Annotated in this window: 13 protein-coding genes; 1 reads left to right on the forward strand and 12 read right to left on the reverse strand. The window is 49.8% G+C overall.

Going from position 1 to position 15675, the window contains the following annotated elements:
• Positions 1–17: 17 nt before the first annotated feature.
• From ACX93W_RS13675 to ACX93W_RS13720, 10 genes are all read right to left on the reverse strand, one after another.
• On the reverse strand, positions 18–938 hold the full coding sequence (locus tag ACX93W_RS13675) for an ABC transporter permease (protein ID WP_459392938.1): 921 nt from the start codon (positions 936–938) through the stop codon (positions 18–20).
• A complete protein-coding gene (locus ACX93W_RS13680; protein ID WP_459392939.1) occupies positions 935–1825 on the reverse strand; it encodes an ABC transporter permease subunit in 891 nt (296 codons plus the stop codon). The genes ACX93W_RS13675 and ACX93W_RS13680 overlap by 4 nt, the downstream gene beginning before the upstream one ends.
• 123 nt (positions 1826–1948) lie before the next feature.
• On the reverse strand, positions 1949–2713 hold the full coding sequence (locus ACX93W_RS13685; RefSeq protein WP_459392940.1) for an ABC transporter permease: 765 nt from the start codon (positions 2711–2713) through the stop codon (positions 1949–1951).
• Positions 2706–3632 (reverse strand): ABC transporter ATP-binding protein, encoded by a 927-nt coding sequence (locus ACX93W_RS13690; protein WP_459392941.1) that lies wholly within the window; start codon positions 3630–3632, stop codon positions 2706–2708. The genes ACX93W_RS13685 and ACX93W_RS13690 overlap by 8 nt, the downstream gene beginning before the upstream one ends.
• A gap of 80 nt (positions 3633–3712) precedes the next feature.
• Positions 3713–4408: a response regulator transcription factor gene (locus ACX93W_RS13695; RefSeq protein WP_459392942.1), complete on the reverse strand. Its 696-nt coding sequence runs from the start codon at positions 4406–4408 to the stop codon at positions 3713–3715.
• Positions 4409–4435: 27 nt separating this feature from the next.
• Positions 4436–5362, reverse strand: a complete 927-nt coding sequence (locus ACX93W_RS13700) for a sensor histidine kinase (protein WP_459392943.1) — start codon at positions 5360–5362, stop codon at positions 4436–4438.
• 375 nt (positions 5363–5737) lie between these two features.
• Entirely contained in the window at positions 5738–6811 is a 1074-nt protein-coding gene (locus ACX93W_RS13705; protein ID WP_459392944.1) for an ABC transporter substrate-binding protein, read from the reverse strand.
• Positions 6808–7617, reverse strand: a complete 810-nt coding sequence (locus ACX93W_RS13710; RefSeq protein WP_459392945.1) for an ABC transporter permease — start codon at positions 7615–7617, stop codon at positions 6808–6810. The genes ACX93W_RS13705 and ACX93W_RS13710 overlap by 4 nt, the downstream gene beginning before the upstream one ends.
• On the reverse strand, positions 7604–8422 hold the full coding sequence (locus ACX93W_RS13715; RefSeq protein ID WP_459392946.1) for an ABC transporter permease: 819 nt from the start codon (positions 8420–8422) through the stop codon (positions 7604–7606). Before ACX93W_RS13715 ends, ACX93W_RS13710 begins: the two co-directional genes overlap by 14 nt.
• Positions 8412–9551, reverse strand: a complete 1140-nt coding sequence (locus tag ACX93W_RS13720; RefSeq protein WP_459392947.1) for an ABC transporter ATP-binding protein — start codon at positions 9549–9551, stop codon at positions 8412–8414. The genes ACX93W_RS13715 and ACX93W_RS13720 overlap by 11 nt, the downstream gene beginning before the upstream one ends.
• 485 nt (positions 9552–10036) lie before the next feature.
• On the opposite strand from ACX93W_RS13720, the gene ACX93W_RS13725 reads away from it, so the two are divergent.
• Positions 10037–11836 (forward strand): 5'-nucleotidase C-terminal domain-containing protein, encoded by a 1800-nt coding sequence (locus tag ACX93W_RS13725; RefSeq protein ID WP_459392948.1) that lies wholly within the window; start codon positions 10037–10039, stop codon positions 11834–11836.
• 906 nt (positions 11837–12742) lie between these two features.
• On the opposite strand, the gene ACX93W_RS13730 is transcribed toward ACX93W_RS13725, so the two are convergent.
• Both ACX93W_RS13730 and ACX93W_RS13735 read right to left on the reverse strand, forming a co-directional pair.
• Entirely contained in the window at positions 12743–14776 is a 2034-nt protein-coding gene (locus ACX93W_RS13730) for a YhgE/Pip family protein (protein WP_459392949.1), read from the reverse strand.
• A gap of 166 nt (positions 14777–14942) precedes the next feature.
• Positions 14943–15545, reverse strand: coding sequence for a TetR/AcrR family transcriptional regulator (locus ACX93W_RS13735; RefSeq protein WP_459392950.1), 603 nt, complete (start codon positions 15543–15545; stop codon positions 14943–14945).
• Between the last annotated feature and the right edge of the window lie 130 nt (positions 15546–15675).

Genomic DNA, 15675 nt, shown 5'->3' on the forward strand with positions numbered 1-15675 from the left:
GCGGGAGTTTGCTACGTTTAAAGATGCGAATGCTTGGCGTATTGCTTGCCGTATTTTTTCTCCAAACCTTTTGAAATCAGATAAAAGCCAGTAATCAACGTCATATAAACAGCAAGCGGTACATAAAAAATCCACTGATGGACATAAAATTGGCTCCGCGCAGCTCCGATCAGTCCGCCCCACTCATGGCTTCGGCTGTGGAATTCCAGCGGGTCGGGATACATGATGGTCCCCCCGGCAAATACATTGAAGATCGCCAGCTGTCCAAACAGAGTCAGTACCAGAATCATTTCCTGCACGGCTAAAATCAGCAAGCTTTCCTTCAGATGCGGCAAAAGATGACGAAACATGATGGCGAAATTCCCCGCTCCGAGCGAATGAGCCGCCGTTACAAACTGTTTTTCTCGGAGAACGATTGTTTTGGCTTTGACCACGGAGGCGACGGAAGGAATGCCTATCGCCAGCAAAAGAAGTCCCAAAATGGCGGACATCGCAAAGGTTGACGCCGATGGATTAATGGAAACGCCCAGCATAGCCAGCCATACGACCAAAAAGATCGGTATGCCGTTTAAAACGCTCCAAAAAGAACCTCCGCCTGACTTCCCCCCGCCCTCACGGCTGTAATAGCCGAGCACCAGACCCGCTAATCCGCCGAGCAGAACCCTCAGCGCCGCAATGCCTATCGAAAGAAACACCGTATATTTGGCGCCGTAGAGCAATTTGGTCATCAGATCATAACCGTATTTATCCGTTCCCAGAGGATGTTCGGCACCCGGCGGAACAGGAGGAACCAACACTTTCCCTTTTCCGTCTTCGCCGACGATGTATTCGATTTTGGTCTGGTGCTTGAGGTCATACGGCGCAATCCATGGAGCCAGCAGCGCCGCAGCGATGAAACTCATTATAATGACAAGCCCCGTAATCAATGTTTTGTTCATCGCGCGAACACCCTCCCCAGACCGTACAGAAACCCTCTCAATATCCAATAACCGATGCCGTACAGCGCCAGGAACGATAACAGCCCATTAACAACAACGCTATATTGGTAACCCCAGCTGCTAAATGCTGCCGCAAAAATAAACTGGGAGATCCCTTTGTTATTCATCAAATATTCCACAATAAACAAATTGCCCATAATAATGCCCATCAGCTTGTGCAAATCGCCTTTGATGTAGGGAAGAACATTCGGCAGCGCATGGTAAAACAGAATGTAGCTCTTCTTTAACCCGCGCGCTTTGGCCGTTCCGATATAATCCTCCATCAATGTCAGCTTCATCTGCATCGACACATTGCGAATCAGATAGCCGGCCGGAATAATCACCATGGCTATGAGCGGCAAAACGACGGCAGGTTCATCCGAATTCAAGGTAGCTACCTCAAACAGTAAAACTCCCGTCTGCTTGAGAACAAAAACGACGCTAAACTGGAGAATAAGAATGATGACAAACTCCGGTATTGATCCCGTAAAATCGACAATGCCTTGCAGCCAGCCCCTTCTGGAGGATCCAAAAAAGATACCGGACATCAAACCGATCACCGTTCCCAGTACCGCGGCGGCAGCAACATAAAAAAACGAAATCATAAAATGGCGGCCGATCATGTCGCGGAAATCAAACTGATTTTTGCCCAAATAGAATTGAAATGACTCTCCGTTCGACAACCCTGTTATGTAGTTTCTCAAGCTCTGAAACCCTTCGCTCCATGACCATCGCAGCGCTGCCTGGCCCTCGCCGCCGGATTGAAGCACAATCGGCATCATGGCGATAATAAAAACAAACGCAAACAAAGCCGCTGCCACAGCAGCCGCACTAACCGCTCTAGACATGTACGCCCCGCTCCCCTCCGGTTTTTCGACAAATATGATTTAGTATAACGCCCTTAGCCCGTTTTGGGTAAGTATAAAATCACAGATGGCAGAAAAATCCCATTAAGCGCCGCACGGAGCTATCTACCTTAAATCTTCCTTCATCTTGTAACGTACCGCGATGAGTCCGAATATGAACAAAGCTACAGCAGCAACGCCGAAAACATGAATCAGGTCTCCGCTATCACCCAGATCCTTGGTACCGGTAATGGTGTTGACCAGAAGGTAACGCGAAAGCCGGGGCGAACCGATCGCCTCCTCCAGGACGGCAAGGACCATACCGTGAACATTAAGAGCGATTACGATCCCGACTGCCACACTCAGCAACGGGTTCCTCGCCACCATGGTGATGCAAAGCACAAGAACAGTAAAGGCGAAGTGCAGCAGAAACTGTCCGATCAGCAGTTTAAGCAGATATCCCAAGTCGCCAATGGCCGCTTGACCGAAAAAAAGCTGCCTGCCGACCAGATCGACGATGAGCATCACCGCAAACAAAAGCAGAGTAAACAGCGCTTGAACGACCATCTTGGACAGAACAGAATGAACACGCGCATGACGCATGCCGATGTAGTTCTTGTAGAAGCCGCTGTTGTATTCGCTCATATAGAAATAAACGGTGAAAACCGCAAGGTATAGCAGCATCCAGGCGGGCGGCTGAGCCAGAGTATTTTGGATAAACTGAATTTCATTCATCGTACTGACGGACAATCCCCCGACCTCCATAGAGGATTGATACTGCCCCATCATAAAGATGCCGAACAATTGGAAAGCGCCAAACAACAACAGCAGCAGCGGCACCACTTTGTTGCCTGCAAAGCGTCGCAGCTCCATCCGCAACAAATTAAACATGCGTATCCCTCCCGACGCCCGTCCGTTCCAGAAAGTACTGCTCCAAACTCTGCTTGTGCTTATGAATCGAATGGACGAGGATGCCGCCTTTCACCAGAACTTCCACTATTCGGCTAGCTTCCGCCCGCTCATCGTAGACATGGAGCACCCGATCGTTCAGCACCTGATAATGCGTCAATCCTAACTCTTGCTCCAAAAGCGGGATAACATCTCTCGCAGCAGGAACCTCCAGTTCAATCCGCTCGCCGCATTTAGCCATCAACTCATCCCTGCTCATGACCTCGATAAGCTCCCCTTGATGAAGGATGCCATATTGCGTGGCGACCTTGGACAACTCCTCCAGCATATGGCTGGCGATGATGATGGTTAGTCCTGTTTTGTTCAAATCCAGAATCACCTGACGGATGTCCGCGATCCCTTGCGGGTCCAGTCCGTTAATCGGCTCATCCAAAATCAACACATCGGGACTGCCAAGCAAAGCGATTGCAATGCCCAGCCGCTGCTTCATACCCATGGAAAAGTGCTTGACCTTTCGTTTGCCTGCTTCCTCAAGGCCTACCAGCTTGAGCAGTTTATCAATCTGCGGCTTCTTCTCCTTCAGCCCATAGGCGGTTGCCAACAGGCTCAGATTCTTTTCAGCCGAATATTGGGGATACAAACCCGGCTGCTCCACAAGCAAGCCCATCCTCTCAAACAGAGAAGGATTATTCTCAGTCGTTCGATTAAAAAAATAGATGTTTCCCTCCGTCGGATACACGAGGCCACCGATCATTTTCAGCAATGTGGATTTGCCCGCTCCATTGCGTCCGATCAATCCAAAAATTTCGCCTTTGCCAATCCTGGCGCTGACCTCGCGCACAGCCGTTATCGCTTTATATGTCTTGGTCAATCGCTCCAGTTCAATGATATTTTCCGCCATGCTTCATCCACCTCCTGTCTCCAGTAAACCGGACAGAGACTAAGCCAACGTCAAGAAAATGCTAAGAAAGATCAAAGATGTCAGGGACTCATTCGAAAACCGATGCCCCAAACGGTATCGATATAGCTCGCAGAGGAGCAGACCTTAAATTTATTGCGAATATTGCTGATGTGGACAGTAATGGTTTTGTCCTCGCCTAGATATGGCTCGTCCCATGCTAGCTCGTATAAGTCTTGCTTGGTAAAAACCCGTTTCGGGTTCCTAACCAGCAGTTCGATAATTTTGTATTCCTGCCGAGTGAGGGGGATTTCCCGCCCTTCAAGCGTAACTCGATATTCTTCGCTATCCAGTTGAAGCTGCTTGTAGCTGTAGGAAGAGGGCGCGGAGACTGGCGATTCTCGCTTGATATGTACTTGAATGCGGGCAACTAGCTCCATAAGCGAAAAAGGTTTTGTCACATAATCCACCGCTCCCAGTGCAAACAGGTTAAGCTTGTGGTCCAATTGATCCTTGGCAGTCAGGACGATGACCGGGGTCGCGGGGCGTGGTTGCTCTTTCAGCTCTTGCATAAAGCGTTCCCCCGACAAGCCGGGCAGCATCAAATCGAGAATAATGAGTTGGAAATCGCCACGTTCCAGTTGCAACAAACCTTCGCTTCCGGAATAAGCTCGCGTGCATCTATACCCTTCTTGAGCAAGGCCGTCGTACAAAATCTGATTGATATGAGCATCATCTTCTACTATTAATATTTTGCCTTCCTTGCTTTCAACAGCCATGACCGTTCTCCTTTCCCGCTCCTATTTTCACTGTCGCATCTTCGTCTCCCCAGCCTTCTCCGTCTTGCAAAAGGTAATACCGAGGTGAAACTCGCCATTTTCCAGTTTGGCGTCAGCATTTCCATTCATTTTTTCCATCAATGACTTGACAATGGCAAGCCCCAGCCCGGAGGAGCGTACGGTGCGCGATGAATCCTCCTTATAAAAACGGGTGAACACACGCTCGATCTGCACTGGCTGGTCATCCCGCAACGAATTGAAGAATACAAGGCGCGCCGTATCGGGATAATTCTCATAACGAATACTCAGGCTTCCGGCTCCATGCAGTAGATAGTTCTGCAGGATGTTCGCAAAAACCCTTTCCAGCGCGTTTCCATTTGCTTTTATCCATAGCGGATGATCGGGCAGCTCAAGCGTCGGCTCATGCCCAATACGGGAAAAATCGTCGATTAAAGCAATAAGGTTGCGCGAAAGCACCGCATTCAGCTCAAGCGCTTCTAATTCAAAACAGTATTCGGGGTTTTGCAGCTTCGTATATAGAAACAACTCGTCCACCAGTTGAATCATTTGGGAGGTTCGGGACTGGGCCTGCTGAATATAATGGGCGTGGTCCTCGGGCTCATCTGTCCGCTCCGCCAGCTGGAGATAGCCGTCCAATGCCGTAAGTGGTGTGCGTATATCGTGGGAAAGGCTAATAATTGTTGTGTTAATCTCCTCATTGCGGCGCGCGAACTGCTGCTCAAGCTCACGCTGGCGTTGCAGCAGCACATTGCAAGACCCCATCAGCCGCTCCACCTCCGGCGGCTTTATTTGGGTTGATATCCACTTGAATGACCCGTGCTTGCCGATAAAATCAAGCTGCTTACCGATATCTCGAATTTGGCTCCGGTACACCAACAGATATCCCGTCTGCAGAATCAGCAGCATCGAAACGATGATCAAGGCGACAACCATGTTACCCTCCCCCTATTGCTCTTCGCTTTCTAATCTCCCATTTACTTTTTTGCCATTTCTCTATCTTGAGTCTACCACGATTTACTCTGACAGACATTTACCATAACAGATGGACATCAATGACCGTTAAAAGCCATTTTTGCTTAACCCTGCTGACAAGCATCAACTTGCAACCACCGTCAACGCCCCCTCGTCCCATTTATGTACAAATAGCCATAAAAAAACAGCGGTTTACCGCAACTTACTCCCCATTGACCGGGTTGCAAATCGCAGAACCGCCGTTTTCCAATCGCGATAAAGATATCCCTTCTCGCTCCCACTACATTTACTTACGATTCATCACAGCCACTTCGGATTGGACTGAAATGATTACATCTACTTCCGATGCATTTTAAATTCCAGAAACAGCTCATTGTAATGGGATAGCATACGAGGCCCCAGGTTGTCGTAAACCTCCAGGCGGCTCGTCAGCTCCTCATCGGGATAGAAACGTTCGTCTCCCGATATCTCCTCGGGCAGAAGCGCAAGCGCGTCTTTGTTCGGCGTGGAATAACCGACGTATTCCGTATTCTGCGCCGCCACCTCGGGGTCCAGCATAAAGTTGATAAACTGATGCGCTCCCTGGAGGTTGCGGGCTGTTTTTGGAATGACCATGTTGTCGAACCACAGATTGGAGCCTTCCTGCGGAACCACGTAATCCAGTTCCTCGTTCTCCGACATGATCTCCGATGCGTCACCGGACCAGACCAGGCCGGCGGCTGCCTCTTCGTTAGCCATCAGCATTTTGATTTCATCGCCGACAATGGCTTTTACGTTTGGCGTAAGGCGCGACAACTTGGCAAGCGCCTCCTGCAAATGCGCCTCTTCGGTGTCGTTAAGGGAATAGCCCAAGCTGTTTAGCCCCATGCCCATTACCTCGCGTGCTCCATCCAGCAGCATCACTTTGTTTCGCAAGCTCTCGTCCCACAGATCATTCCAGCTGTCAAAGGTCAAATCGCCCACCTTATCGGGATGAAACACGATTCCGACTGTTCCCCAGAAGTAAGGCACGGAATAGGCGTTTTCGGGATCAAATGACAGGTGCATGAACCGCGAATCAATATGCTCCAGGTTGGGAAGCAAGGAATGATCGATCTGCAGCAGCAGGTCGTCCTCCTTCAGCTTGCTGATAGCATATTCCGACGGAACCGCCACATCGAATACCGTGCCGCCTTGCTTGATTTTGGTCATCATCGCTTCATTGGAGTCGAAGGTTTGATAAATGACCTTGATGCCTGTCTCCTCCTCGAAGCGGGCAATGAGATCGGGATCGATATAATCCCCCCAATTGTAAACCGTCAGCGTGTTCCCGCCGGAGTAACCCGCGCTGGAATTCATGTACGAGGTTACATAGATCAGAGCGAAGGAAACCGCAAACACCAGCACAAACATCCGCACCAACTGCTTCACAGGCTTCCCTCCTTTGCCGCAGGCCGTACATTATTGCGCTTGTTAATGAAGTAATAGCCGATGACCAGCACGATTGTAAACAGGAAGATCAGCGTCGACAACGCATTGATGGACAAGGATACGCCTTGACGCGCGCGGGAATAAATTTCAACCGATAACGTTGAAAAACCGTTCCCCGTCACAAAGAAAGTCACTGCAAAGTCGTCAAGCGAATAGGTCAGCGCCATAAAAAATCCGGCAAAAATACCCGGTTTGATGTAAGGCAGCACAACCTTGGACAGCACCTGCCAGCCGCTTGCCCCCAGATCGCGGGCCGCGTCAATCAACGTGCCGCTCATCTCTTGCAGCTTGGGCAGCACCATAATGACGACAATCGGAATGCTGAACGCGATATGCGACAGAAGCACGGATACAAAGCCAAGCTGAATGCCCGCCAGCGTAAACAGGATCAGAAACGATGCGCCGATAATAACGTCCGGGCTAACGATCAATACGTTGTTTAACGTCAGCAAAGCGCCTTTTGGCCGATTGCTTCGGATGTAGTGAATGGCGATGGCTCCGAACACCCCGATAATAGTAGAGATCGCTGCCGACAACAGCGCAATAATAAACGTATTCAGTACGATGATCAGCAGCCGGGTGTCTTGGAACACTTCGCCGTAATACTCCAGCGTAAATCCTTCAAACTCCCGCATCGAGCCGCCGCTATTGAAAGAATAAAACATCAGGTAAAAAATTGGCGCGTACAAGATGGCGAATACGGCAATGAGATAGAGGCTCTCGAGCTTCCATTTACCTTTTGACAATGTCGATCAGCCCTCGCTTTCTGTTGCCCGTCAGCAGCATCAGCAGCGCCATGGCAATAATCAGGAATACCGCGATCGTAGCGCCCATGCCCCAGTCCTGCGTGACCAGAAAATGCTGCTCGATGGCTGTACCCAGCGTAATGACGCGGTTGCCCGCAATCAGACGCGTAATCATAAACAGCGACAATGCCGGAATAAATACCGCCATGCAGCCCGCCTTAACGCCGTCCAGCGTCAGAGGAAACACTACTCTGCGGAACGTCATCCAAGACGAAGCGCCGAGATCCCGCGCGGCGTATACCAGGGTTGGGTTCATTTTTTCCAGAGCGTTAAAAATTGGCAACACCATAAACGGAATAAAAATGTACACCGACACAAACACAAAGCTGAAATCGGTGAACAGAATTTGTTTGTTGCCGATGCCCGTAAGCTCAAGCACCGTATTGACGAAGCCGTAGGTGCCGAATAACCCGATGAACGCGTACGCCTTCAGCAGCAGATTGATCCAGCTTGGCAAAATAATAAGCAGCAGCCAAAGCGTTTTGTGCTTGGTGCGCGTCAGCAGATACGCCGTCGGATAGGCCACAAGCAGCGAAAACAGCGTAATGAGGAACGCGTACCAGAACGAGCTAAGCGTCATTCGCAAATAAACGGGCGTAAAAAACTTGGCATAGTTGTCCAGCGTAAATTGGCCCTCTACATTAAAGAAGGAATAATAGAGAACGAGCAAAATCGGCGCCACCACGAACAACACGACCCACAGCATGTACGGAATGAGGTACAGATTGCGCGCCTTAGCCTCCATGGCTGCCTCCGCCGCCTTCCACCGTCTGCCCGGCGCCGTCCTCGTAGGACTCCAATCTCCGATCAAACTCCTCTTCCGTTTCGCCCAGTCTCATAACGTGAATCGCTTCCGGTTCAAAATAAAGCCCGATCCGCTCGCCAACGGCCGCTTTCCGCGTGGAGTGAACCAGCCACTCGTTTTCCGAATCGTCGTAGCAGCTGATTTCATAGTGTACGCCGCGGAACAGCTGAGTATCTACGCGCACCTGCATCTTGCCCTTTTCAGGCGAGGTAATCTCCAGATCCTCCGGCCGGATGACGATATCGACGATTTCCCCATCATTCAGTCCTTGGTCGACGCATTCATACGAATGGCCCGCGATCTCCACCTCGAAATCACGCAGCATGCGGCCTTTGACGATATTGGATTCTCCGATAAAATCGGCAACAAACCGGTTGATGGGCTCGTCGTAAATATCGTTTGGCGTGCCGGATTGCTGAATCGTCCCTTCGCTCAACACAAAAATTTCGTCCGACATCGCCAGCGCTTCCTCCTGGTCGTGCGTGACGAAAATAAAAGTAATGCCAAGGCGACGCTGAAGCTCCCTTAGCTCATATTGCATCTCCGTACGCAGCTTGAGATCAAGCGCCGACAATGGCTCATCAAGCAGCAGGATTTCCGGTTCGTTGACAATCGCGCGCGCAATTGCGACCCTCTGCCTCTGGCCGCCCGACATTTCCGTGATTTCGCGGTTTTCATAGCCGCTAAGGTTGACGAAACGAAGCGCTTCCGTTACCTTGGCGGACAGATCGGCGCCTTTTACTCCTTTGATCCGGAGACCAAACGCGACATTTTCAAATACGTTCAGATGGGGAAACAAGGCATAATCCTGAAACACCGTATTCACCTGGCGGTTGTTGGCCGGTACCTTATTAATCACTTTTCCATTAAAATAGATCTTTCCCTCCGACGGCTCCGTAAACCCGGCGATTAGCCGGAGAATAGTCGTTTTACCGCAGCCGGACGGCCCTAGCAATGTATAAAATTTCCCGCGTTGAATTTCAAAGCTTACGCTTTTCAGTACGGCGGGATCTCCGGGATCATATTGTTTCGTGACATGTTCAAAACGGATAATGCTTTCTTCCGTCATTTATGCGCCCTCCTTGCAACCAATAATTGAGAAATCAATGTGATTATACATCATCTCCACAAAAGGGCAATAGTATTTGTCATTTCTTAAAAGTCTATAGGATGAACAAAATGACGTAGCAATCTAGCGCCATAAGAAAGTTTCTTACGATCGGGAACAAAGGCAGTCGCGTGCCAATATGGCTTCCATATGGGACTTTTCATCCAAATCTAACCTCTGAAATCAATCCTTAAGCCTCAGGATTGCCTCCAACCCCTTTTCATCGCGTCAATTCATTTCACATAAGTGATTGCATCCATTCCCCAAACACAACTCCCATATCACACAACATGTCAGAAAATTCGATCAGATTCTCTACTCTACCTCATTTTAACCTGAAATTTACATAGGTTATGACCCAAAATGACAATTTTATGTTAAACTATTCTAGCTGGTCAGGTATTTACTAGACTGCATGTTACATTATTTCTGGGAGGGAATACAAGTTGAAATTGAGAAACAAGTGGTTAACATTGATTCTGGCTGTTGTTATGGTAATGGGATGGACCACATCTGCATTTGCCGAAACAGCTGCGACAAGCGAAACTGCTAGCCAGGCCGAGAAAAAAGAGGAAGTTACCAAAATTACGCTGCTGCACACAAACGATACACACGGAAGAGCATTGGAAGCTAGCAATGACGGCATGGGATTTGCAAAGGTTTCGACTCTGGTTCAGCAATACAAGGCCAAAAACCCTAACACGCTTCTGTTAGACGCTGGAGACACTTTCCACGGCACGACATTTGCTACGCTGGTTCGCGGCGAAAGCATTGTTGACGTCATGAATCAGGTCGGCTATGACGCTATGGCAGCCGGCAACCATGATTTCAACTATGGCTATGAGCGTCTGTTGGAGCTCGCAGAAATGACGGTATTCCCTGTATTGTCCGCAAACGTGAAGCATCCGGACGGCTCTTACGTCCTGGAGCCTTACATCATCCGCGAAGTGGACGGCATCAAGCTGGGTATTTTCGGACTGACAACACCGGAAACAACATACAAGACTCATCCCGATAACGTAAAAGGCCTTATTTTCGAAGATCCATCCGTTGTGGCAAAAGAAATGGTTGCCGAGCTTACAGGAAAAGTGGATATCGTTATCGCTTTGACTCATCTTGGCATCGACGAATCCAGCACTGACACAAGCATTAAAGTGGCAAAGGATGCACCCGGCATTGATCTGATCGTGGACGGCCACAGCCATTCGACTCTTGTTGAAGGTCTGGAAGGCGCAAACGACACGTTGATCGTTAGCTCCGGCGAATACACGAAAAACCTTGGCGTTGTTGAACTGGAATTTGACGCCAACAAAAAGCTGGTCTCCAAAAAAGCGCATCTCGTAAATAAAGAGGAAACGGCAGAGGTTGAGCCTGATCCTGCAATCGTTAAAGTAATTGAAGAGATCCAAAAAACCCAAGAGGCTGTTTTGAGCGAAGTTGTCGGCTCCACAAACGTGGTGCTGGATGGCGAACGCGAGCAGGTACGCGCAGGCGAAACAAACCTGGGCAATCTCATCACTGATGCAATGCGCGACGTAAGCGGCGCCGAAGTTGCCATCACAAATGGCGGCGGCATCCGAGCTTCGATTTCCAAAGGCGATATCACGAAAGGCAGCATCATTACTGTTCTTCCTTTCGGCAACTACATCGTAACCAAAGAATTGACTGGCGCGGACATTCTGGCTGCTATCGAAGCAGGCACAAACGCTTATCCGGAGCCTAAGGGCGCTTTCCCTCACGTTAGCGGTCTGACGTATGCAATTGATCTGAACAAACCTGCAGGCGAACGCGTCGTTAACGTCAAAATCGGCGGCAAAGCGCTTGATTTGAAACGCAGCTATGTCGTTGCTACAAATGATTTCATGGCAGCTGGCGGCGACGAATACACAATGTTTATGAATGCTCCAATCAAAAACGAGTTCCCGGCATTGGACGAATCGCTTATCGCTTACATCCAAAAGCAAGATAAATTGGATGTAAAAACAGAAGGTCGCGTTCAAATTATCGAAAAAGCGGCTGAGCCGGTTAAGCCAACCGAGCCGGTTAAACCAGCAGAACCAACTAAACCGACAAAACCTGCTCCGCAGCCTGAGCCGGAGAAAGTCGTTTACGTGGTACAAAAAGGCGATAACCTTACGAAAATCGCAAAAAAATACAATGTTACTTGGCAGTACCTTGCTAAGCTGAATGAACTGAAAAACCCGAACCTGATTTTCCCAGGTCAAGTTATTAAAATTTCGGCCTAATCCATTACAGGTTCCGCAAGACTGGCAACATCAAGCACAGCGCAGCGAGCCGTTCAGCACGCTGCAAACAAGCAAGCGAGCCGTTCAGCACGCCGCAAACAAGCAAGCGAGCCGTTCAGCACGCCGCAAACAGGCAAGCGAGCCGTTCAGCACGCTGCAAACAGGCAAGCGAGCCGTTCAGCACGCCGCAAACAAGCAAGCGAGCCGTTCAGCACGCCGCAAACAAGCAAGCGAGCCGTTCAGCACGCCGCAAACAAGCAAGCGAGCCGTTCAGCACGCCGCAAACAAGAAGAGCTCCGCTTAAACAGCAGAGCTCTTCTTGTTTGCATCTATTAATTACACATCAGCATAGTGATGTCACCACACCAACAGCTGGCCTTCAACTATCTAGCGATCACCGATGTTCATTAAAGCTCCAACTAGCTACTTTACTTCTTCTATCGGTCACCGATGTCCATTACAGCCCCAATTAGCCACTTTTACTTCTTTTAACGGTCACCAGTGTCCTTTAGACGCTCAAAAACCGTGTTTAGAGGGCGAATTCAGGCTTTAAAGGTCATGCATGACCTTTAAAAATGGACATTCGATCAAAACAAGGCTCTAACGGTCATGGATGTCCGTAAGGCTCTAAAGGCCACAGACATCCATAGTCTTCTAAAGTTCATCGATGTCCGTAAGGCTCTAAAGGCCACAGATATCCGTAGTTCTCTAACGTTCATGGATGTCCGTTAGGCTCTAAAGGCCACAGACATCCATAGTTCTCTAAAGATCATCGATGTCCGTAAGGCTCTAAAGGCCACAGACATCCATAGTTCTCTAAAGATCATCGATGTCCGTAAGGCTCTAAAGGCCACAGATGTCCGTAGTTCTCTAACGTTCATGAATGCCGCAGTTGTGCAGCATGCCTTAAGCCGTGGTCAGCTTTGCATTTGCCTCCGGCTCTGCGCCGGAGCGGGTGCGGCGATGGACAAAGGTGAAATACGCCAGTGTAAGGAAAGCAAATACTCCCGTAAAGCCCTCAAGCCAGGCCATATCGCTCCACATCCGGCTAATTTCTCCGCTGGAAATCACGTCTTTTAGTCCAGCTACCGTGTAAGTCATAGGCAGCCAAGGCGTCACATGCTGCATCCAGCCTGGAATCAGCTCCAGCGGGAAAGTTCCTGCCGAAGTGGTCAACTGAAGAATCAGCAGAATAATAGCGGCAAAACGTCCCGGATTCCCCATAGTCGTAACAAAGAATTGAACAATCATCATATAGGTAATGCTTGTTGCAATCGAGAACAATATAAACAAAGGTACATTTTGCACGTCAAGCTTCAGAATGAAAAGCAGCGCCGCATCGGCAACAAGGGCTTGCAGAACGCCAATCAGAACCAGCGTCAGCGCCTTGCTCCAGAACCAGCTCCAGCCGTTTGCCGGACGAACCGCAGGTTCTTTCATTGTATAAACAATCGTAATCAGCAGCGCGCCAACATACAAGCCCAGAGACAGGAAGTATGGAGCAAACCCTGTACCGTAATTGGCAACCGTCGTTACTGGCTCTACTTGCAATTGGATCGGCTCGGCGAACATTTCGGCCTTGTCGTCGTTAAATGTCAGGTCGCTTGTTGCCGACGAAGCATCATTCAATTTGGTGGACAGCTCCTGCGCGCCATTATCCAATGTCAGCAAGCCGCCCGACAATTCCCCGGCGCCGTCCTTCAGCTTGGACGAACCGTCATTTAGTGTAGCCGTGGATGTTTTCAACTGCGACAATCCGCTCGACAGCTCGGATGCTCCGCTAGACAACTTGCCGAGGCCCGTTTCCAGCGTTTCTGCACCGCTTTTTGCGCCAATCAAACCTTCCTTAAGCTGAATGCTGCCAGCAGCCAGCTTGCCTACGCCTTGCTCCAGCGAATCAGCCCCGGCCGCAAGCTGTTTCTGTCCGGCTGCGGACTGCTCGAGACCGCCAGCGAGACGTTTGCTAGCTGCCAGAAGAGTCTGGAACTCTGGCGATTCCGCCAATGCCGGATTGGCAGCTGCCATCTGATCCAAGCCGGCAGCCAGGCCGTCCGCTCCGGCCTTCAGTTCAGCTGCGCCTTGCGAGGATGCCGCAAGTCCGGCAGCAAGCTGCTTGGCGCCTGCATCCGCACTCGCGCTGCCTTCCGCCAAAGCCGCTCCTGCGCTCTCCAGCTGCGTCAGACCGCCGGTCAGCTTGCCTGCTCCGGCTTTAAGCTCGCTGCTGCCGCCCGCAAGCGCAGTACCCGCCGCATCCAGCTTGCCCGCGCCGTCTTGCAGAGCGGCCGTGCCTTCCGTCAGCTTGGCAAGATTTTGCTCCAGGAGCTGGGCTCCGTCTTTGGCCTTGGATGTGCCATCGGCGATTTGTCCCGCGCCGTTCCCTGCCTTTACAATGCCGTCGGCGGCATCCTCCAGTTTTTCAAACACGGTTTTTGCATAAGTTTCCGTTACTTCCTTGTTCAGCATCGCTCTCATTTGTTCAACGGCAGTGTTGCCGATTTGGCCGGCAAGAAAGTTGAAGCTTTCATTAGGGAGAAATATCAGCTTTGCCGGCTGCGGCTGATCCGAAGTCAGCGTTGTTGCATCCTGCGAAAAATGCTCCGGTATTTCGATCGTCATATAATATTTGTTGTCTTTCATGCCTTGAAGGGCCTCTTCCTTGCTGACGAATGCCCAGTTGAATTTGCGGCTTTCCTTCAGTTTATCCACAAAGTTGTCTCCGATATGCAGAGACTTTCCTTGAAATTCCGTGCCCGTGTCATTATTGACGACGGCAACCGGCAGCTGATCCATTTTGGAGTAAGGATCCCAGAAAGCTCCCAGAAACATCGCCGAATACATAACGGGCACCATAATAACAGCTATAACCGGAATAAGAACTTTCTTATTGCGCAGTATAGCCTTAAGCTCCTTGCCGAATTGTTTGAATCCATGCCATTTCATTGATGATCCACTCCTGTTTTTTCTATAGAATTCTTGAACTTATATAGGCATTCGGCTGGGCGTATCGATACTAACTGACCGATTTAGTAAAATGGTCATTTTTGTACAAAAAAACAGGTCTCCATCTCTAGGGACGGAGCCATTTTGTTCCTGCTAAGGCGGGTAGTTAGCCCTGGGCCAGCGCGCATCCGGCATCATCGGGCGCCAGGCCGCCTTCCAAATAAAATCTCAGCTTTTCGGAAAGCTGCTGCTTTGAAATGGGACCGTATGTTTTTTGCCAATCCACGGCAAGTGCCATATACAGCTTCAGCATAACAAAAGCGGTCATTTCGGGATCGCAAGGTTTGATCTCCTTACGCTCTACGGCTTTGCCGACCTGAGCCGAAATATAACCGACTACAGCCCGCTCTAATTGGCCCAGCGCTTCCACTGCCATCGGCGTTCCGATTTCGCGCACCTCTTGCAGCAGCTTCAACGCCAACTCATGCTGCTCGCGGAAATCAAGCAACCTCTCCAAGGCCGCGTTCAGATTGTCGAAGAAATGACGGTTGGGCTGGATCACCGATTCCGCTACGTTTTTCATTTCAAGAATCATTTCTTTCATAATGACCTGAAACAGCTCTTCTTTGTTGGCAAAAAACGTATAAATGGTACCTTTTCCAACTGAGGCTATCCGGGCCACGCCATCCATTGTGGTTGCCTTGTAGCCAAACATCGAAAAGGATTTGGCGGCAGCCTCAACAATCAATTGTCTGCGATCAACTGACATCTATACACCTTCCTTCATCTTCGATGGATATGAATGTACAATACCACCAAACTGACCAAAATACAAAAACGGTCATTTCGTATTACCAACTATATCACCGATTGATCTGTGATGCAACTCACTTTTTTTG

Source organism: Paenibacillus sp. CAU 1782 (assembly GCF_054551715.1).